Origin of the sequence: Photorhabdus bodei (assembly GCF_003287735.1) — a bacterium.
Taxonomy (GTDB): domain Bacteria; phylum Pseudomonadota; class Gammaproteobacteria; order Enterobacterales; family Enterobacteriaceae; genus Photorhabdus; species Photorhabdus kayaii.
Window position 1 is genome coordinate 25,593 of the sequence record NZ_NSCM01000003.1, and the last position, 20,367, is coordinate 45,959.

Consider the following 20,367-nt stretch of genomic DNA (forward strand, 5'->3'; position numbering starts at 1 on the left):
AAGCTAGATATCAAAACGAGAATAGTTTGCCCTTTTGGATAACATTCTCAAGGAGTCATATTGTGAAAACTGTTGTGATAAAACGGGATGGTCGCCAAGTACCATTTGATGAAACACGTATCAGAGATGCCGTAAAACGGGCCACTTCTGCCGTTGACATGACGGATGATGAGTATTGTATCCAAGTTGCATCCACAGTAACGCAATCAACGGCTAACTACAGGCAAGTTGATGTACAAGATATTCAGAACGCAATAGAAAAGCAATTGATAGCAGACAACCGTAAGCACCTTGCCCATCGCTATATTCAATATCGTCACGACAGAGATACTGTCCGAGAATTACATAGCCGACTTAATCAAGAAATCCGTGGCTTAGTTGAACAGAGTAACGTTTCCCTGCTCAATGAGAACGCCAATAAAGACAGCAAAGTGATTCCAACTCAACGGGATCTGCTGGCCGGGATTGTTGCTAAAAATTATGCCAAACAATATATTCTGCCGCGTAATGTGGTATTGGCTCACGAAAGAGGCGAAATCCATTATCATGATCTCGATTATTCTCCCTTTTTCCCAATGTTTAACTGTATGCTAATCGACCTAAAAGGCATGCTAACCAGTGGGTTCAAAATGGGTAATGCCGAAATAGAACCACCAAAATCCATTTCAACCGCAACAGCGGTAACGGCTCAAATTATCGCTCAGGTTGCCAGCCATATTTATGGCGGTACCACCATCAATCGTATAGATGAAGTATTGGCCCCCTTCGTTAAAGCCAGCTATGAAAAACACTTGGCGATTGCCGAAGAGTGGGATATCGCCAATAAAAAATCTTATGCCGAAGTACGAACAGAAAAAGAGTGTTATGACGCTTTTCAATCACTGGAATATGAAGTTAATACACTGCATACCGCCAACGGGCAAACTCCTTTTGTCACTTTTGGCTTTGGTCTGGGTACATCAAAAGAATCCCGTCTAATCCAACAATCTATTCTGTGTAACCGCATTGCTGGTTTGGGTAAGAACCACAAAACAGCGGTGTTCCCCAAACTGGTATTTGCTATCCGTGATGGCCTAAATCACAAACTCGGTGATCCTAACTACGATATCAAGCAACTGGCTCTCAAATGTGCCAGTAAGCGAATGTACCCAGATATTCTTAACTATGATCAAGTGGTTAAGGTCACCGGCTCTTTTAAAACCCCGATGGGTTGCCGCAGTTTCCTCGGTGTTTATGAGGAAAAGGGGGAACAAATTCATGAAGGACGCAATAACTTAGGGGTTATCAGTTTGAACCTGCCTCGGATAGCTATCGAAGCCAAAGGAGATGAAAAACATTTCTGGCAATTACTAGACAAACGTCTGGCACTGGCAAAGCAAGCACTAATGACCCGTATTACCCGCTTGGAAAGTGTCAAAGCACGAGTTGCACCAATCCTTTATATAGAAGGTGCCTGCGGGGTTCGCTTGAAAGCCGATGATAATATCGCTGAAATCTTCAAGCATGGCCGGGCTTCTATCTCCCTAGGCTATATTGGTATTCATGAGACCATTAACGCATTGTACGGCAATCAAGTTCATCTATTTGATGATCAACAATTACGTGTAAAAGCACTCTCAATTGTTGATCATCTGCGAAAAGCCACTGATCAATGGAAAAAAGAGACAGGTTACGGTTTCAGTTTGTACAGCACACCAAGTGAAAATCTATGTGACCGTTTCTGCCGCCTTGACACCGCTGAGTTTGGAGTGATTGAAGGAGTGACAAACAAAGGTTATTACACCAACAGCTTCCATCTTGACGTTGAAAAGAAGGTCAATCCTTATGACAAATTGGATTTTGAAGCCCCTTATCCACCACTAACAAATGGCGGTTTTATCTGTTACGGCGAATATCCTAATTTGCAACATAATCTAAAAGCACTGGAAGATGTCTGGGATTACAGCTACTCACGTGTCCCTTATTACGGTACCAATACCCCCATCGACGAATGCTATGACTGTGGATTCACCGGTGAATTCTCCTGTACCAGTAAAGGGTTTACCTGTCCACGTTGTGGCAATCATGAACCTTCCAGAGTATCAGTCATCCGCCGAGTCTGTGGTTATCTGGGAAGCCCCGATGCCCGCCCATTCAATGCAGGCAAACAGGAAGAAGTGAAACGCAGAGTAAAACATCTGACAAATGGGCAATTAGGCTAATTTAAGGCAGGCTGACAACGTGAATTACCACCAATACTACTCTGTTGATGTGGTCAACGGCCCCGGAACCCGCTGCACACTATTTGTCGCGGGGTGCGAACATCAATGCCCCGGTTGTTATAACAAAAGTACCTGGCGGGTGAACTCCGGCCAACCATTTACGCAGAAAATGGAAGACCGTGTAATTTTTGATTTACAGGACAAACGCATTAAACGACAAGGACTATCTTTATCTGGTGGCGATCCCCTACATCCACACAACACATCCGCAATCCTGAAATTGGTAAAACGGGTTAAAGCAGAGTGCCCAGACAAGGACATTTGGCTTTGGACGGGTTATCGGCTAAAAGAACTTAGCGAAATTCAACGGGAAATTACCAGCTATATTAATGTGCTAGTGGATGGCAAGTTTATACAAGATCTTTATGAACCCGGTTTACTATGGCGTGGTAGCTATAACCAGATTATTCATAGATTAAGATAATTTTATCGCTGCCAGCAGATTTTTTTACCAAATCCAAGCGTATTATCAGTCATCTTTATTTCATTGAGATTCAGTTGCCAAATAGGTGTTTTAACAGCAATTGCCACAGGAAAACGACGGCAATAACGTGCTCTGGCCGCTTTATCTTTTTCACCCTCAAGACGAATGACTTCTCCTTTGAACTGAATACCTTTTATCTGTGCAATATTACGAATCTGCCCGGCAATAGTACCTGCAACCTGCGGGTTTACCTGCATCATTTCACCGTGGCGAGTATGACGTTCAGTCATAAACCAGAAAGCAATCTCAGCGGCATTGAAAACATAGAAGCAATTTGCACACCAAATATCATCACCGGTTGCTGTACAAAGCGTTAGGACATGCTGTCTTGCGAGGTATCTGTGGATAATCTGAAAGTTTTCAGTGGCGCTCACATTCTCTCCAATATCTGCCTAGAAGCCCAGAACCACGCCGGGATAAACATCATCCTACGGCGTGTTCTGATATCTCCTGACAGGGACAGGGTTCAGTATGCTCTACTATAAATTAGTTATAGATCTCAGCAACACCTGATAATTGATTCTTACCGCTGGCAGAGATAATGCGGAAAGAAGATGCGCCTGCTTTGTCAGCTTTTTTGGACAATTCGGTACTTAGGGTTTCCAAAGTATCAGCCCCCGTTACAGAAACTACACCAATTTTAGGGGAAGAAGAAGTTTGAACTTCTGTTGCCGCCATACTACCAAAAGAGATAGCACTTAAAGCTAAAGCAACAGCGATATATTTTACGTTTTTCATATTATGATCCTTGATCAATTTTTAGTGGAATGAGTTACTCTCTGTGATGTGGATCATAGTATGCTCTAAAGGCCGGAATAAAAATTAGCAATTATTGCTATTTTATTTCAATTTTTTTGAACAAGCAATGCGACGTATAGCAAATTGATATGTAACAGGTTTTATAAAACTGTTATATTGTAATAACTTAAACTAAATTATTCAGAAAAATGATATAGAAAAACGTTCGAGTAAAATATAAATATCAAAAATAGAAAATTTAGAAAAAAATTATATGACTGAAAATCAATGGGTTCTTTACTTACTGAAAACAAAATCAGGAATGCTTTATACCGGGATAACAACAAATATTCACCGACGTTTTGCACAACATAAAAACGGGAAAGGAGCCAAATCACTGAGGGGGAAAGGACCGTTACAGCTAGTTTTCAGTAGTCATGCCGGAGACCGCTCCAATGCCTCACAGCTGGAATATCAAGTAAAACAATTAAGTAAACAGCAAAAAGAGAGGCTGGTTATTTGCCAGCCCGTCTGTATAGCAGAATATTTAGCATCAATTAAAAACGGTCAAAGTGTGGGGAGTAAGTAACCAACCCCTTATGGTCAGCCAAAGAACTATCAGCTAATTCATATACCTGAAAATAAGATTCACACGTTGGCCACTGGCAATGCAACTGATGCTCACTGGCAAGCGTAAAACCAAACCGGCGATAGTAGTGTGGATCACCTAAAACCACGACGACACCATAACCAAATTCATTCAGGCTATCCAAACCTTCATACACCAGCTTTTCACCAATCCCCTGCCGACGATATTCTTCAGCAACCGCTAACGGCGCCAGACCAACCCATTGGTGATCTTCACCATTAATATCCACCGGACTAAAAGCCACGTAACTGATTACCTGGCCTTCGTCATCAGTAGCAACCACCCCTAACGTCAATAATCCATCTTCCCGCAATTGTTGGACCAATTCCGCTTCTGCCGGGGTATCAAAAGATTTCCGTAATAACTGATCTATTCCCGCTGCATCTACAGGAATTTCTACTCTGATCAACATGATAATCGCGCAAGATCGTGCTGATCCACGCCCTCCGGCAAACTCGCTTCTATACACTCAGCCAATTGGAACAAACCCGCACAAAGAACAGCAAGCATGAACTTCAACGCTATCGTATCTACCAAATTTTTAACACACAACCCTAATTCTGTACGAATAACTATTAGAACCAGATAATTGGCTTCGTCGCTGAAACTAACCTCTTCCTGCTTATACTGGTTGACAACTAAATGACTATCACGGACAGTAATAAACCAGTGCAGAGTAAGATTGTGGATTTTTCCTAACACAGCTCAGACTCCTTACTTGATAAAGTAACGTAGCTATCTAGCCAAAATATATCGGCATTCGCCCGATCCTACATCAAGAATCCAATACAGACCTAACTGTAAATTTTACCTTTTAACTATTAGGGTAATATCTGACTATAAACTGCGCTAAATCAAAACATCCCATCACTAATTCAATTACAATTACTAATCATTTATTACTTTATTCCGGTATTTTATATGTAGTAACTTTGCCCCCACAAAAAATTTATTTACGGAACAAAGTTGTCGTCGATAACGGAGAAGAACTTATCTATATCTGTCTGAAATATGATATTAAAGCCCATGACTCCTTAATCCAAATGGAAACAAAAGCATCTCATAAACATACAGTTATAGAAAAAAATGTAAACATAAGTTGCATGCTGAAATTAAAATTTACACATACTGATTATAGCCGATTGCAAACTTTTGGCTTAATGTATGGCATCAGTCCATACGTATTTCTTAAATTATTGAGAGAGATAATGCTAAAAAGCACGCATCGGATTTATTAAGATTTGCTTCTGGATTGATTATCCTTGGGCTGAATTGTCACAAACGTATATAGTTTAATCCTTATACAATAAATAGGAACGGTGTATGGAAAGCCAAGATGTTTATTCAAAATTCATTGGTAAGAGGATAAAGCTATGGATGGATGAGCGTTTCCCGCTACAAAATGCGCCGCTTTTCTTTATCTTTTATATCATCAGCTATTCCGTAGCTTTTTATTCAATAGGGGAAAAGCCAGTTTTGTCATGGGAGATCCTTCTCGGTTGCCTGATGTCCTTCTCCTATTTTTTACTATTACGGATATTCGATGAGCATAAAGATTACCAACTGGATTGTGAACATCATCCACAACGGATTTTACAACGCGGTATTATTACGCTGAAAAATCTACGGGTACTTGGTATCTGTTGTATCGCATTACAATTAGGTGGAAGTCTATTTCTAGATCGGGGAATTGGCTCAGTTACTTTTGCCTGGCTGTTAGTCTTTATCTGGACCTGTCTTATGGGGAAAGAATTCTTTATCGGTGAATGGCTAAACCAACACCTTACTTGGTACGCCATTTCCCATATGCTGGTAATGCCTCTCATTATCTGGTGGTTAGGCAATATCGCCAGTCCTAACCTCACATTCACTTTTCCAATATGGGTTTTAATGGGGTTGTGCTTCTTTTCTGGATTCAGTTTTGAAATTACACGCAAGTGCAAAGGCCCAGATGAAGAACGTCTGGAAATACCGACCTATTCATCTATTTTCGGCAGAAAAGGAGCCGTTGCTATTATCGCGGCATTGCTCACTGTAATGTTGGCGTTACAGATTTGGCTAATCAATATCACCACTGATGGTATAGCGTTATGGGCGTTAATTATCTTGGTCGTTTGTTATGTGTTGTGTCTATGGCAATTAGGCAAATTCCTCTATGGCCCCACCATCAAGAATCGCAAACGCGATGAAGCTGTCGTGGGAATATTCATGGTGCTAGGTTATTCAGTTTGCACTGCTAGCATCTTAATAAAGCTTGGGTTTGCTTAGGCATTAAAGGAAATATAGTTATGTTGCAAAAGAATATCCAATCATATGTAAGTGATGCATCAGATAATACCACTGATCACATAGAAAACTGTGCGCGAGGTTCTATTCTAGAATTGTCACGTGACATATTCAGCATCAAAAAACACCAAGAAGCATCTGCCGTCCGTACAGATACAACCCAAGTAAAACTATTGCCCCGCCGCCACCTCTACACCTACACCGAGGAAGCGCGACAAAAGCGTCTGGATTATTTGGCAAAACATACCGGGCATGCATTGGAACACGTGGCAGATACTCATCTGGATGCGACCAAACTGACAAAAACCATTGAGGGATTTATTGGTTCAATAGAAATCCCTGTGGGGATCGCCGGCCCTCTCTTGATAAAGGGGCAATACGCTCAAGGGGTATATTACGCTCCACTTGCTACCACAGAGGGCGCTTTGATTGCTTCGGTATCCCGTGGTTCTTCCGTTATTACGCAATCAGGGGGGACGACCGCGCGTGTACTCGGTCAACGCATGATACGAGCCCCTCGTTTTGAATTTCATAGCGTCTCGCATAGCATTATGTTCAGTGATTGGATCAAAGAACATATCAGCGAATTACGGTATGAAATAGGACGCCATTCCAAACATGCGCAATTGTTGGAAATAAATCCACATATCATCGGTCGCAGCGTCCATTTGCAATTTATCTACAATACAGCCGCTGCGGCAGGTCAAAACATGACCACCATTTGCACTTGGTATGCATGTCAATGGATCCAACAACAATTAGCCAAAATGGCGTTTATACCTCTACGTCACTTTATGATCGATGGTAATACATCTAGTGATAAAAAGGTGTCTTATCAACCTTTCATCGAAGGTCGTGGAACTCGTGTAGTGGCTGAGGTTTATTTAGATGCTGAATCCTGTCAGCAAATCTTGCGAGTCACACCACAACAACTTGTCACGGCTTATCATCATGTCTGCGAAGGAGCTATTGCCTCAGGGATGATCGGCATGAATATTAATGCCGCAAATGTGATTGCCGGGATGTTTACCGCTCTAGGGCAGGATATTGCCTGTGTACATGAATCGTCAGTCGCCCACCTGCACATGACATTAACTGCCGATAACCGCGTCTATTGCAGTATTACACTGCCTTCTCTGATCATCGGTACTATCGGTGGCGGAACTTATTTACCACACCAACGTGAATGTCTGAACATGTTGGGCTGCACCGATGAAAATGGCACCGCCCGCCTGGCGGAGATCATCGCCAGCTATTGTCTGGCCCTTGATATTTCAACACTGTCAGCTATTGCTGCGGATGAATTCGCTCAATCACATGAAAGACTTGGCCGCTATCGCCCTGTCACCACTAACAATATCACTGCACACACCCCACAGGAACTTGATCTCTCCTTCTTCCAGCAAGCAGATTTTAACCCTGTGTTACAAGGGGCCCATTTAACCACGATCAATCCTAAATTTTCTGGCGGTGATGAACACAGCATGCTGACGCATCTGAGCTCGAATTATGCGGAACGTTTAATTGGCTTATTTCCTTTTTCCATGACGACATCCGCACAGCATAATTTACCCGTAATGCTGAAACTGAAACCTTTGGGGACAGAGGTCGTCGAGATGGTACTGGATATTGCCAAACACTGCTCTTCCGAGTTGTTTGCCGTTTTCCAAGATTTTGCACATCAGCTTGAATTTAACCAAAGCCATAGCCGTGAGCTGGCTATTATGAATCAGCAAGATCCACGGTTGATGCGCTATATTCCAGTTGTCTATGGTGTAATTGAAAACGAAGCAACCGGAACTTATGCCCTGATTGAAGAATTGCTCCACGATATGGTGTTAATGAACAATATTAACCTGGAAACACCTTGGGAGCAGCGCCACCTTGAAACCGCCATCCGAGGAGTAGCCGATATTCACTCTATCTGGTTGGGACGGGAAGAAGAGCTCACGTGGAAATTCTCGCAACTACAAATTCCGAATGCCGATACGGTTTCACAGATGAAGCCCCTGTGGCAAAAACTGGGCAATTTTATCCACCAAACGTTCCCTGAGTTGTTCACTACCGAAGAACATAAAGATTTCCAGCACTGGGTAGACAATGCCTCCACCTGGTGGAAAGAGATCGAACAGATGCCCAGGACATTGATCCACGGTGATTTCAACCCACGCAATATTGCCTTCCGACAACAGGAAACCGGCTTACATTTATGCGCTTGGGATTGGGAATTGTCTACTTTGCATCTCCCCCAGCGCGACCTGGCAGAACTTCTGGCTTTTAGCTTAGACCCACAAAGTGATGCAGATAAGGTGGCTTATTATATTGAACTACACCGGGTTGAACTTGAGCAAAAATCGGGGATCTCCCTCGATCCAATAATTTGGCATCGTGGCTATGAATTAGCGCTGCATGATTTATGGATGAGAAGGATTCCGTTTTATATGATGGCACACAATGTTGTTGGCTACCCATTTATGGAGCGCACAATGAAAACGCTCCGCTGGCTTATTTCATTAACACGGAATTAATAATCAACCGAATAAACTATTTAATTTACTCTTCCTCTAAAATAAGGGTGCAGCAATAGCTTGTAATACATTCATATCTTATTGATCTATTAACGCCAACAATATCACGTACAAATAAGAGCATGATGTAAGCAAGGTATACTATTGCTGTATTGGTGGAACAATATGAAATATCTCTACACGCAAGATAACGCTATTGAATTGGCGGAACATTCCTTAGGTGGAAAAGCGGCTAATTTATTATGGCTTACACAAAACGGTTTTCCTGTACCTAATTATTGGGTCATCAGCAGCGAGGTACTTAATAGCCTACTCATCAACGATACGTTTGCAAGCAACATCATAGAGCAGTTAGCTACCGTACCACATGATATCAGCCAGGAAAAACTCGACGCTATTGCTGCGCCATTACGTCAGTGGCTACAGTCGATTCCATTACCTACTAAATTAGAAGAAGAATTAGCTCTCTTGTCAGAGAATCACCCAGATGAATTTTTCGCTGTTCGCTCATCAGCCATTGGTGAGGATGCCACCAATGCTTCTTTCGCCGGGCAGATGGACAGTTACCTATTTCAGCGGGGTAAATCAGCGCTTGCCAACAGCTTACGTGCCGTGATGGCCTCAGCTTTTAACACGCGTGCATTACAATATCGCCTACACAAACGGCTACCGATGGGCAATATCAGTAGTGCTGTCATCATTCAGAACATGGTTGCCGGTGAGGTTTCTGGTGTCATGTTTACTGCACACCCTGTTACGGGTAGCAGGCAACATTGCCTAATCTCATCCGCCTGGGGCACCGGAGAAGGCGTAGTTTCCGGCGAATGCGATACCGATGAATTTTCAGTTCATCTCACCACACCTGAGATCGAACGTCATATCACACAAAAAGAGACAGCAACTGTTTTCAATACCACCAACGGCAGCGGTACAGTAACAATACCCGTCGCGAAAGAAAAACAGTGGGAACCGACCTTACTCGATAATAAAATCTATGCATTACGAGATATTGGCAAAGAAATTGCGGCAGCTCGAGGGTGTCCACAAGATATCGAATGGACGATTCAAAACCATCAAATCTTTATTCTACAGACCCGGCCAATAACCCGATTGCCACGTCTGGATGATAAAAGCGAACGTCATATTATTTTCGATAATTCCAATATTCAGGAATCTTATTGTGGAATAACAACACCACTGACTTTCTCTTTTGCCCGGGCAGGTTATGCCACCGTTTATGAACAGACAATACGTGCTTTAGGTTGCTCAGATAAACAGGTTAATCAACATCGTTCCATGTTGGAAAATATGCTCGGCTTAGTTAAAGGTAGGATCTATTACAACATCAATAATTGGTACAAAGGACTACTATTACTTCCCTCTTTCCAAACCAATAAAAAAGATATGGAAAGAATGATGGGGCTGGAAGACCCGGTTGATTTTATTGAGGATAAGACACTTTCACTGGGCGATAAAATAAAGAAACTGCCAAAAATGGGGTGGGCACTCCTGCGCTTGCTATATGCCTTTAGGACTATGGATCAACGGGTAGAACTATTCTTAGAGCAGTTTAAATGGCATGCCGCCGCCATAAAACAATCAGAATTGCATACTTGCAACAGCGGCCAGCTGATCGAAAAATTAAAATATCTGGATGAACATCTGCTACAACGCTGGACGACGCCGATCTTAAACGATTTCTACGTGATGATGTTTAATGGCCGGGTACATCGAGGGCTAATTGCTGCCGGTATTGAAAACTCATCTGCATTATTAGGTGATCTTCTTTCTGGGGATGAAGATATCGAAAGTACCCAGCCGACCAAAGTGCTATTAAAAATGTGCCAATATGCACGCCAGCACCCTGAGTTATGCAACCTGTTGACCCTCGGTGATGCGCGTACCCTGCTGACCCAAATACGCCCACTCGATGAATCATTCCACCAGCAGTGCATTGATTATATTAAAAAATATGGCGATCGCACGATGGGTGAATTGAAGCTGGAAACCATCACACTAAAACAAGATCCCAGTTTTTTATTTCTGATACTAAAAAACTACCTTGCTATCGATACCCTCACACCAGAGACGTTATCCAGCCGGGAAAGAAAGTTGCGTACTCAAGCCGAAAATACCGCATTTCAGCAAATACAGGAGCGACTTGGCTCCAAGCGTATGAACGCCTTTAAAAAGAATTTGCAGAAATTACGTCAAGCGATACGTCACCGGGAAAATATGCGTTTCACCCGAACTCGTATGTTTGGGCTGTATCGAGATATCTTCCTACAACTTGGTCAGGCATATGCATTAGAAGGGATACTCGCTGAACCCCGCGATATTTTTTATCTCACATTAGAGGAGATCTACAGCGGCTACGAAGGAACAGCAATACAGACCCAACTTGAGCCTTTAGTTGCTATACGCAAGCAAGAATATGCCAACTACGAAACAGAGGATGAACCAGCTCATCACTTTTTCATTAGAGGCTCACTGTATCAACAGCAAGATTACAGCTATCCCTATCAGGAACAACAAGCCCCAACCGATAGCAGCATGCTACAGGGCATAGGTTGCTACCCAGGGCAAGTTGAAACAACTATCCGATTAATTAAAAACCCACAAGATGAAATGTCGCTGGCAGGGCAGATCCTGTGTACTGTACGCACCGATCCCGGTTGGGCACCGTTATTCCCTACAGCAGGCGGATTACTAATCGAGCGCGGTTCCACACTTTCACATTCCGCCGTTGTTGCTCGTGAACTGGGGATCCCCGCCATCGTCGGCATTCCCGCCGTCACACAAATTTTGAAAGATGGCGATCGGGTACACATGGATGGAGCAACTGGGACTGTTGTCCGCTTGCACGACACCACTGTAGAAGAGCTGACATCAAGGAGTGAACATGTCTAATATCTTCATGGGAGAGTGGTCTCCAGCCAATCCACTACCTGAAGGTTTTCTTGACCTTCCTCCCAGTATTTATCGCGATTGGCCGCTATGGCCTGGTGAAGACCGGGAAAAAGTACAACAGCAGTTCAGCCCGAAGAATTCTTGGTTTAATCACAGTAAAGCCTGGATTGGCTGCATTCCAGGGAAAGCCCGTCTTGTCGGCTTTTTAGTACCTCATAGAGTTGATGGCCGATCTGCCGCATTTTTCGGCTTTTGGGAAACTGATAATGACATAGCAAGCAACACCATGTTGTTTAGCGCTCTAGAACAATGGGCCAAGGAAAATGGTGTGTGCAATCTCTACGGGCCGATTAACTTTTCAACTTTCGGACACTACCGCGTTCGACTTGATCATTTTGATGTGCCTCCCTTTGAGCATGAGCCTTATAACCCTCCTTACTATCACCTTTTGTTAAAAGAGTTAGGGTTTGATATCCGTTATCGCTATACCTCGATATTCGACGATACCCAAGCAACAGAAGGCAACTTTCGGCAGGCTCATCAACGCGCGCAAAGACTTCCTGATGTTCAAGCGACATTATTGCCGCTAACGCCAGAATTATGGATGCAAGAGCAAGTTAAACTCTATTCTTTTATCGACTCGGTGTTTGGTGAGAATTTCGCTTATACCACCCCGTCTTGGGCCACATTTCAGCAGCATTGCGGTAAGGAGTTTATCAAACCTTTTTGCCATTACCCTGCGTCATTTCTGGCTAAAACTCCTAGTGGCGAAATTGCCGGGATAATTTTAAGTCTGTCAGTCCTGCAAAAAGGCCGGCCCGCTATCGGGTTGCTGAAAACCGTGGCAGTCGCACCGCAATACCGGCGCAGTCGGCTGTACAACACGCTATACCACTCATTTGAACAGAGTGCCAGACGTATTCACCCTCGTCTAGGAGGGGCCATGATGCGTAAAGATAATACATCGCTCAAAACCGCAGAACGGCTTTTCAATACACCTGCTGCCACCAAGCATCAATATGCGCTTTATTACAGGAGGATCGCATGACAAATATTTGTCAGCCAATTGTCGATGCAGCCCAAAAACATCCTGAGCATTTAGCCCTGCAAGCGCCACATTCACGGGATCATAGTAATGGTTTAAGCTTTCAGGAGTTTTTTTCTCACGCCTCCCATTTCCAGTATCAGTTAACTCAAGCTGGGTTCGTCGCTGGCGATCGCTTGTTAGTGATTATCCAACCAAGCTTAGTACTTTATCCATTGCTTATCGCCATTCTGGGGCTAGGGCTAGTTCCCGTTATGCTTGAGCGCGGGCTTGCCAAAAAGCAACTGAGAGAGATACTGCGCCACAGTAAATTATCGGCGGTGATCACTCAACCTACGTTAGGAAAATTCTGGTTTCTGATCCCTGAACTATGGCGACTGCGACGTTTTGTCATCGGACAGCGTATCTTGGGCATGAAAGTGCTGGAAACACCCAATCAACATTTACCACTGAGTAGCTTTATCTGCCGAGATTTACCGTCGTATACAACTGGGTTAATTACCTTTACCTCGGGTTCTACCGGCACACCCAAAGGCGCAAACCGCACTCATGACAGCTTGCTAGCACAACTTTATGCCATAACAGCACTTTTTGCCGAAGGAAAGAATGAGATAGATCTACACAGTTTCCCCGTTATGGTGCTGCACTCATTATGCTGCGGCAACAGCAGTATTCTGCCTGATTTTGACTTTGCCCATCCCGCAACTGTCGATCCGCAGAAGATCGTCAAGCAAGTGCAAGACAAAGGTGTTACATGCCTCAGCGGTGCTCCCGCCTATATGAACAAAGTCACCAGTTATGCTAAGAGCAAAGGGTTGTCATTCCCCAACGTGCGAACAGTCATCGTAGGTGGTGCGCCTGCCAATAAGGCTCTGCTTGAAAACTGCCTGACCGTCTTTCCATATGCTCGGCATTTAGTGGTCTATGGTTCCACCGAAGTTGAACCGATCAGTACCGTCGAAATGACGACTCAATTAAACCACTGGGCAACTCATGATGGTTATTTGGTTGGAAAACCGGTTACACAAGCAGAAATATGTATCCGGGAAATAACGGCTAACCCCCAACAAATTACCCCACTAGCTGCCGGTAATGTCGGTGAAATCTTGGTTGCCGGGCCTCATGTGCTCAAAGACTATATTGATAATCCTCAAGCAACGAAAGAAAACAAACTCCCACGTAAACAGGGAGGCATTTGGCACTGTACCGGTGACGTCGGCTATCTGGATACGACAGGACAGCTCTGGCTACTTGGACGGGTAAAAGATAAAGTGGTGTTAGATGATGGTCATATCATCCATCCCTACGTACTGGAAAAAAGGATCAATGAACTGCCTGGGATCACTCAAAGCGCATTCGTGTTACATCCTTTAGGTGGAGCCGCCCTGATACTGGAAAGCGCCACACTACCGACAGATTTACCCGCTATTTTAGACGAGCTGGATCTCACGCAGGTTACTCGTATTTATTGTGCTAGTCCTATCCCTGTTGACATTCGTCATAACAGCAAAATAAACCGCATCGCGCTGATCAATATGCTCGGTAAAGGCCAATTATCTTCCGTTCCACACAAGGAAAAATTATGAATAATAATCATTTCATCATTCATCTAAACAGAGCAGACTATATTACTATCGTTGGGGCGGTCTTTAGCGCGCTTGCCGTAGCAGCCGCATTACAACATTGGTATTACTTAGCCATTGCGTTTTTGTATCTTGCCATGCTTGGCGACGCGCTTGATGGCATGCTAGCCAGACACTTAAATATTGCGCGCCCATTCGGTCGTTATCTTGATGGATTTATGGATCAACTTATTTACTTGATCTCTCCAGCCATTATCCTCTACCTTTCCGGTTATCAATCTTGGTATTCCCTGTTTATTATCTTAATGATCATTAGCGGTTGCCTGAGATTATCTGTATTTAATGAAGTCGGTAATATTCAGAACGAAAACCAGCTCTCCTATCTCGGTATGCCGGTATTCTGGAGCTTATTTATTATCAGTGGTTATGCTTTGGTAAGCTTGGTAGTCGAGCAATGGTTAAGCCATATCTTACTGACATTAGCGCTCCTTACATTCAGTATCGCCATGCTATGGGATCGCCCGTTTTATAAGTTCAAGAGTCTCAATACTATCATCAGTACAACACTTGCAGGGTTTGCTTTATTTACCGGTCTTCATTTCTGGAGTCTTTATGCTCAATAGTTTTTATCACGGATGGATTTTACTGATCCCCGTCATCTTTGGTGGTTGTTTACATATGGTGATTGTGACGAAAAACTACTTTTCCCGCTGGGCTATTCCAATACATCAACGTTATTTCGGTAGCAACAAGACCTGGCGCGGTTTTATTGTTGTACCCATTATTACCGCGCTATTTTCGCTATTGTGGTTAGCTCTCAGCACCGGAACACAGGACACTGTTATTCCCCAGACTATTTCCTCCTGCTTATTTGCCGGTTTTCTGGCGGGTTTCGGCTATGTTTTTTTCGAACTGCCAAACTCTTGGCTAAAAAGGAGACTCGGCGCACCACCGGGGCAACACCCGGAACAAAATAAGCGATTGTTTATTTTATTCGATCAATTTGATTCAGCTATTGGCGTCACAATAGCCTATTTTATTTATCTTCATATTACTTATGTCGATGCATTTTTTGTTTTCCTCTGTTTTTTAATCAGCGCTTTTGTCGTTAAAAATATACTGTTTTTGCTTTCGCTGAAAAAAACGAGATTGTGACTGCTCCCCGCCGTAAAAAACGGCGAGGCTTCCCACCTCTCAGGCCGCAACCGTCTTTATGACGGATTGACGCTGGCCTCCGTGGGCAGAAACGACGAGTCCCGCCGCCTGTCATGCTGTTGTGCCCTTGCGCTGGATGTTGATCGCCGCATTGATATCGCGGTCATGTTCGACTCGACAGAAAGGGCATTGCCAGATCCGCTTATTTAGCGGCATTTCCGACACTTTGTAACCGCAGCCATGGCAGGTTTTCGAGCTGGCGAACCACTGATCCAGTTTGCCCCCCGCCGCTGCGGCTTTGTATTCCAGTTTCATGAGGAAGCCATGCCAGCCCGCATCCCCGATAGCGCGGGCAAGGTGGTGATCCTTCATCATGTTGGCCGATTTCAGTGTCCCAACAATGACCGCCTGGTTTTCGTCAATCATTGTCCGAGAGAGTTTGTGTTGAAAATCGGCGCGGGCATTGGCTACCCGCTTATGGACTGCCGCCAGACGTAATCGGGCCTTGCCGCGGTTAGCGCTGCCCTTTTGTTTGCGGGACAGCGATTTCTGTTTACGACGCAGGTTCCGGGTGGCGTTGATAAGGTAACGCGGGTTATTGACCTTCTCCCCGTTCGACTCGATAAGATAGTGGGATAACTCCATATCACATCCTGTCACGCGGGTGATAACACCCGGCTTTTCCGGTGCACTTAAATATCACCACCAATGGAACACACATTCTGTAGTATTACTTCGCAGTTAAAGATAACTCAACACCACATGCAGCAGCATAACGTTTAAGTGTGTGCCAACTAGCTTTCGTTACATTCTTCTCAATACGGGTAACCGCAGACGGGTTAATTCCCATCCGTTTAGCTACATCTATTTTCTTTAGACCCGCCTTTTCCCGCCACTCAGTGAGTTGTTCCAGCAGCTCATATTCTTCTGTAGCCTCAACATAGGCTTGTATGGCTTCCGGTGTATTAAGAAGACGCTTTCTCACTTCTGAATGTGAGATAGGAGTTACTTTAGCCATATGTCATATCCTCCAATCGTTTCAGTACTAACTCTATTTCAGATGGTGGTGTTTTATCTGTTTTCTTCATAAAGCATCGTAAAATGTAAATCTGCTTCCCTTTCTGAAAAACAAATAATGTTCTTGCAATGTCTGAACCTGAAGCCCGTAACTCAAATAAACTATCCCGAACGAGCCTTGTCAATGGGTAACGTAGTCCATTACCACGTTGCTCTAACTGATCCAGTAAACAACGCATAGAGAGATATTTAATGGTAAGTACTAACTATTAATGTGATTACCATAACTTTATCTATTCAACTGAATTGCATAGATAAAAAATTATAAATAAGTATAAAAATAGAACATATATACACCATTCTATCTGGTCATTTTTTTATCGCACTAGAATAAATCACGAATTAGGAAACATAAATCATCACTTAAACACCCTACGCAAATAATAGGTTATTTTCCTGAATTCACCATTACGCACCATACCTATCAAAATTCCTAGCAAAGTATAAACCACACCAAGAACCAGCATCATCGCGATATCTCCCAATACATTCTGTACTGACAACCCCATCTGGTTAACACCAGCAATCGCTTTTGTTGCCCAAGTAGACGGTAAAGCAGAAGAGATTAATCTCACCCAATCAGGCATTGCCTGCACCGGCCAGATTGTGCCGGAAATATAGAACACAGGGGTGGTAAGCAAGGCGATCGTCAAATAGATCATTTCTACGCTGCGCATACATTCTGTCACCAATTTCCCCAATCCGAGTACCGCTAACATAAACAGGAACGTCAGCATTAATAGCAAAGGAATAGACGCCTCCTGCCGATATCCCAATACCCACGGCCAAAGCACAAAAAAGATGATGGAAAGAAAAAGCCAAATCGGTAATAGCGCCGACAGCGCTCCCAAATAGACAGGCAATGGTGGTTTACCTTTCGGTGTACCACGTATCGTAATACTGACCCGCACACAAGATATCAATAGCGAGTGTTGTAATAACATCACTAATAAACCGGGAAAAACAATTGCGGCAAAACTGACACCAGGGTTAAATAATCCAATAGTTTCACTACGAATCGGTATTAATAATAATTTTGTCTGTTCAGGACTAAAACCATATTTCAATAATAATTTGCTGTTATATTCGTTTAGCAATTGCCGGTGAGCAGAAGTCAATTCTTGTTGAATTTGTCCATTAGCAAGACGACTGGTTGCATCACCATAAATCGGAAAGGTGATATTTTTTCCATTAAGGATATTTTTCTCCAAGTCCGCCGGGATGATAATAATCGCAAAAATTTCACGTAGCAGTAGATCGTGACGAGCACCAGCCAAATTGTCATAGCTATGGACAGCAATTTTAGCCGTAGAATTAAGCTGGCGTATCAAAGCACGACTAGCAGAGCTGTGATCTTGGTCAATCACGGCAACCGGTAGATCCCATACTGTTGGCCGGACATATACCAAACTCATCATACACAAGGAAACTAGCATCAACATCCACATGGGCTTTTCCAACATTCCCATTAATACCCGGCGAAAAGTTTGCCAATACATCTGCATTATTCATCACCCTGTGGCAAGCCAAGCCGTTTAAATAACCGGTTTCGCACTAGCAGAAAGCAAACGACCGGATAAATAAGCAATAAAGCACAAACAGATAAAATACCCAGTAAAGAAACCTCACGCAGAAAAATATCAAACATCGCATTTAGCGCGTGCGTCAAAGGCTCAATATTGGCAATTATCCGCGCCGGCAATATCATTGATAATTCTGGCACTGACATACCTGAAAAAGTTGTCGCAATACTGACTAACACTCCGATTAAACTGTAAGCCGTCAGTGTGCTATTAGTGAAAGTAAACAACAACAAGCCAATACTTTGAGCGGCAATGACATAGAAGAAACCCACTATCACCATATATATTGGGTTACCATTCACTTTTGCATCAAATATACCAATCAGAGCCGCCAATTCTACGATTAACAACAAAGTAAAAAACAGGGTATAAGGTGCAAATTTTCCCAACAACGCGAAAGTAAATGGTTTCATCGTCATCAATGTCTTGCTGCGTGCCATGCTATAAATCGTGCAGGTTACAACAAAAAGCTGTAACAAATGAATTGTGGCCGCAAACTGCTGATAATAGATGTAACTACCGCTGGCATTAAAAAGGCTATCATAAACGAGCGTGACATTAGCTAATGGAGGTAACTGATGGCCCATTTCCGTCGCTAATATAGAACGGTACTTCGCATTAATCTCTGCCATTAATCCACTGAGATCCTGAATAGAGTAACTTCCAGCACCATAAAACAACGCGTTGTAATACATACGCACGGTTGGCTGGTCTCCTCTGAGCGCATCAGCTTCAAAATCGTGCGGGATATAAAGTAAAGAGTAATCCTTAGCACTACCAAGCCGTTCAAGAGATTCATGCAATCCGTCATCATAAGATTTAATCTGCGCATGGGAAGCCGCATCCAGGTTACGTATTAGATGACGTGACAGCGGACTCTGATCATTATCAACCACCGATACTGGCAGATTGAGCAATGTCCCTTCTGAGAAATTAGCACTGATAAGTACAAATAGCATCAACGGGAATAACCAGCTTAACCAGTGAAAAACTGGACTACGAATCACAGCCCGGATTTCTTGGCTAAAAGCACGCTCGAAACCACGCCATGCAACCTTGCTCCGCATCAGTCACCTACTTATCCCAACGCCACAATGCACTCATTCCAGGACGTAAACCTTCAATAGGCTGTAAGGAATACAAACGCACTTCAAAAGTTCTTAAATCGAAATCACCGGTGGCACGAGTGGCACGTTTAGTCGCGTAATCACCCATTGGAGAGATATAACGAACTTCAGCTTCAATCTCTTTATCACCTAGCGCAGGTATACGGAGTTTGACTTTATCCCCTTTGTGCACCTTTGCCAGAATGTCTTCCCGCAGGTTATAAATAAAATAAGCTTCTGGTACACGGATTAATGTCACTAAGGGGCTATTAGCACTAAATAATTCACCAACTTCTGCCGGAATCGGCCCAACTTCCCCCGCGACAGGTGCTTTGACCTGCAAATCATTACTCTGGGTTTGTAACTCAATCAGTTGCTGTTCAGTCTGACGTAAAGCCGCTGCATATTTCTGACGCAGTTCAATCCTGTCACCATGCATACCTTCATCCAATACCGCTTTTGCACTCTGCATTTTCTGATAGGCAACATCTCTACTTCTGTGAGCATTATCTAGATCGTTCCGTGAAACATAGCCTTTAGATGCTATATTCTGAATACGATCATATTCACGTACCGCGTTATCATATTCGGCCTGAGCTTGTGCCAAACCCGCTTCCAAATTTCGAATACTTTCTTCACGTGTTCCATGAAGAGATTGTTCCAACTGCGCTTTGGCTTGATCACGAGCAGCTTCTAATGAAGCAACCTGGGCCAGTAATTCAGGGCTTTCAAGTGTAATCAGTAACTGCCCTGCCTTAACATCATCTCCTCGCTCAACGTGACGTTTAATCACTCGTCCCTTAGCTTTAGATGCCACAATTACTTCCGGTGCATCAACTTCACCTTGCAACAATAAATATTGGTTATGGGAACGAAATAACACAGCCATTGCTGTGAGCAAAATAACCAGTAAAATCGTAAAAAGTGTTCTTTTTTTCATGATGTCTTACACATCCAAAATT

19 protein-coding genes and 1 pseudogene are annotated in these 20,367 nt (G+C 43.5%); 10 read left to right on the plus strand and 10 right to left on the minus strand.

Annotated features, from left to right (window positions below; translation table 11 throughout):
• Nucleotides 1-62 precede the first annotated feature (62 nt).
• Nucleotides 63-2,201, plus strand: a complete 2,139-nt coding sequence (nrdD, locus tag CKY02_RS03500) for an anaerobic ribonucleoside-triphosphate reductase (RefSeq protein ID WP_112894242.1) — start codon at nucleotides 63-65, stop codon at nucleotides 2,199-2,201.
• 19 nt (nucleotides 2,202-2,220) lie between these two features.
• Nucleotides 2,221-2,685 carry an anaerobic ribonucleoside-triphosphate reductase-activating protein gene (nrdG, locus tag CKY02_RS03505; RefSeq protein WP_112894243.1) on the plus strand — a complete coding sequence of 155 codons (465 nt, stop codon included), beginning with the start codon at nucleotides 2,221-2,223 and terminating at the stop codon, nucleotides 2,683-2,685.
• Nucleotides 2,686-2,687: 2 nt separating this feature from the next.
• Here nrdG and CKY02_RS03510 read toward each other — a convergent pair whose 3' ends face one another.
• Both CKY02_RS03510 and bhsA read right to left on the minus strand, forming a co-directional pair.
• Nucleotides 2,688-3,119 carry a YhbP family protein gene (locus CKY02_RS03510; RefSeq protein ID WP_112894244.1) on the minus strand — a complete coding sequence of 144 codons (432 nt, stop codon included), beginning with the start codon at nucleotides 3,117-3,119 and terminating at the stop codon, nucleotides 2,688-2,690.
• A gap of 112 nt (nucleotides 3,120-3,231) precedes the next feature.
• On the minus strand, nucleotides 3,232-3,483 hold the full coding sequence (gene bhsA, locus CKY02_RS03515) for a multiple stress resistance protein BhsA (protein ID WP_112894245.1): 252 nt from the start codon (nucleotides 3,481-3,483) through the stop codon (nucleotides 3,232-3,234).
• A 274-nt stretch (nucleotides 3,484-3,757) separates the two neighbouring features.
• On the opposite strand from bhsA, the gene CKY02_RS03520 reads away from it, so the two are divergent.
• Nucleotides 3,758-4,072 (plus strand): GIY-YIG nuclease family protein, encoded by a 315-nt coding sequence (locus CKY02_RS03520; RefSeq protein WP_112894246.1) that lies wholly within the window; start codon nucleotides 3,758-3,760, stop codon nucleotides 4,070-4,072.
• Here CKY02_RS03520 and CKY02_RS03525 read toward each other — a convergent pair.
• Both CKY02_RS03525 and CKY02_RS03530 read right to left on the minus strand, forming a co-directional pair.
• Nucleotides 4,041-4,544, minus strand: coding sequence for a GNAT family N-acetyltransferase (locus CKY02_RS03525; RefSeq protein ID WP_112894247.1), 504 nt, complete (start codon nucleotides 4,542-4,544; stop codon nucleotides 4,041-4,043). The two genes, CKY02_RS03520 and CKY02_RS03525, sit on opposite strands and share 32 nt — an antisense overlap.
• Nucleotides 4,538-4,834 (minus strand): hypothetical protein, encoded by a 297-nt coding sequence (locus CKY02_RS03530; protein ID WP_112894248.1) that lies wholly within the window; start codon nucleotides 4,832-4,834, stop codon nucleotides 4,538-4,540. Before CKY02_RS03530 ends, CKY02_RS03525 begins: the two co-directional genes overlap by 7 nt.
• Nucleotides 4,835-5,455: 621 nt before the next feature.
• Here CKY02_RS03530 and CKY02_RS03535 point away from each other — a divergent pair.
• The 7 genes from CKY02_RS03535 to CKY02_RS03565 all read left to right on the plus strand — a co-directional run bounded on the left by CKY02_RS03535 (nucleotide 5,456) and on the right by CKY02_RS03565 (nucleotide 15,639).
• A complete protein-coding gene (locus CKY02_RS03535; protein ID WP_112894249.1) occupies nucleotides 5,456-6,400 on the plus strand; it encodes a prenyltransferase in 945 nt (314 codons plus the stop codon).
• A gap of 20 nt (nucleotides 6,401-6,420) precedes the next feature.
• Nucleotides 6,421-8,946, plus strand: a complete 2,526-nt coding sequence (locus CKY02_RS03540; RefSeq protein WP_112894250.1) for a phosphotransferase — start codon at nucleotides 6,421-6,423, stop codon at nucleotides 8,944-8,946.
• A gap of 165 nt (nucleotides 8,947-9,111) precedes the next feature.
• On the plus strand, nucleotides 9,112-11,856 hold the full coding sequence (locus tag CKY02_RS03545; RefSeq protein WP_238399076.1) for a phosphoenolpyruvate synthase: 2,745 nt from the start codon (nucleotides 9,112-9,114) through the stop codon (nucleotides 11,854-11,856).
• Nucleotides 11,849-12,904 (plus strand): hypothetical protein, encoded by a 1,056-nt coding sequence (locus CKY02_RS03550; protein WP_112894252.1) that lies wholly within the window; start codon nucleotides 11,849-11,851, stop codon nucleotides 12,902-12,904. Before CKY02_RS03545 ends, CKY02_RS03550 begins: the two co-directional genes overlap by 8 nt.
• The gene (locus CKY02_RS03555; RefSeq protein ID WP_112894253.1) at nucleotides 12,901-14,487 is read left to right on the plus strand and encodes a fatty acid CoA ligase family protein; all 1,587 of its coding nucleotides are present in this window, start codon (nucleotides 12,901-12,903) and stop codon (nucleotides 14,485-14,487) included. Before CKY02_RS03550 ends, CKY02_RS03555 begins: the two co-directional genes overlap by 4 nt.
• Complete coding sequence (locus CKY02_RS03560) at nucleotides 14,484-15,107, plus strand: CDP-alcohol phosphatidyltransferase family protein (RefSeq protein ID WP_112894254.1); 624 nt, start codon at nucleotides 14,484-14,486, stop codon at nucleotides 15,105-15,107. Before CKY02_RS03555 ends, CKY02_RS03560 begins: the two co-directional genes overlap by 4 nt.
• On the plus strand, nucleotides 15,097-15,639 hold the full coding sequence (locus tag CKY02_RS03565; protein ID WP_112894255.1) for a CDP-archaeol synthase: 543 nt from the start codon (nucleotides 15,097-15,099) through the stop codon (nucleotides 15,637-15,639). Before CKY02_RS03560 ends, CKY02_RS03565 begins: the two co-directional genes overlap by 11 nt.
• Nucleotides 15,640-15,678: 39 nt before the next feature.
• On the opposite strand, the pseudogene CKY02_RS03570 reads toward CKY02_RS03565, so the two are convergent.
• From CKY02_RS03570 to CKY02_RS03595, 6 genes and pseudogenes are all read right to left on the minus strand, one after another.
• Nucleotides 15,679-16,335, minus strand: a pseudogene (locus tag CKY02_RS03570) (RNA-guided endonuclease InsQ/TnpB family protein); the annotation flags it as partial.
• 34 nt (nucleotides 16,336-16,369) lie between these two features.
• Nucleotides 16,370-16,657 carry a helix-turn-helix domain-containing protein gene (locus CKY02_RS03575; RefSeq protein ID WP_112894256.1) on the minus strand — a complete coding sequence of 96 codons (288 nt, stop codon included), beginning with the start codon at nucleotides 16,655-16,657 and terminating at the stop codon, nucleotides 16,370-16,372.
• Nucleotides 16,650-16,895, minus strand: a complete 246-nt coding sequence (locus tag CKY02_RS03580) for a type II toxin-antitoxin system RelE/ParE family toxin (RefSeq protein ID WP_112894257.1) — start codon at nucleotides 16,893-16,895, stop codon at nucleotides 16,650-16,652. Before CKY02_RS03580 ends, CKY02_RS03575 begins: the two co-directional genes overlap by 8 nt.
• Nucleotides 16,896-17,075: 180 nt before the next feature.
• Nucleotides 17,076-18,221 carry an ABC transporter permease gene (locus CKY02_RS03585; RefSeq protein WP_112894258.1) on the minus strand — a complete coding sequence of 382 codons (1,146 nt, stop codon included), beginning with the start codon at nucleotides 18,219-18,221 and terminating at the stop codon, nucleotides 17,076-17,078.
• Nucleotides 18,221-19,366, minus strand: coding sequence for an ABC transporter permease (locus CKY02_RS03590; RefSeq protein WP_112894259.1), 1,146 nt, complete (start codon nucleotides 19,364-19,366; stop codon nucleotides 18,221-18,223). Before CKY02_RS03590 ends, CKY02_RS03585 begins: the two co-directional genes overlap by 1 nt.
• 7 nt (nucleotides 19,367-19,373) lie before the next feature.
• On the minus strand, nucleotides 19,374-20,345 hold the full coding sequence (locus tag CKY02_RS03595; RefSeq protein ID WP_112894260.1) for an HlyD family secretion protein: 972 nt from the start codon (nucleotides 20,343-20,345) through the stop codon (nucleotides 19,374-19,376).
• Nucleotides 20,346-20,367: the final 22 nt, after the last annotated feature.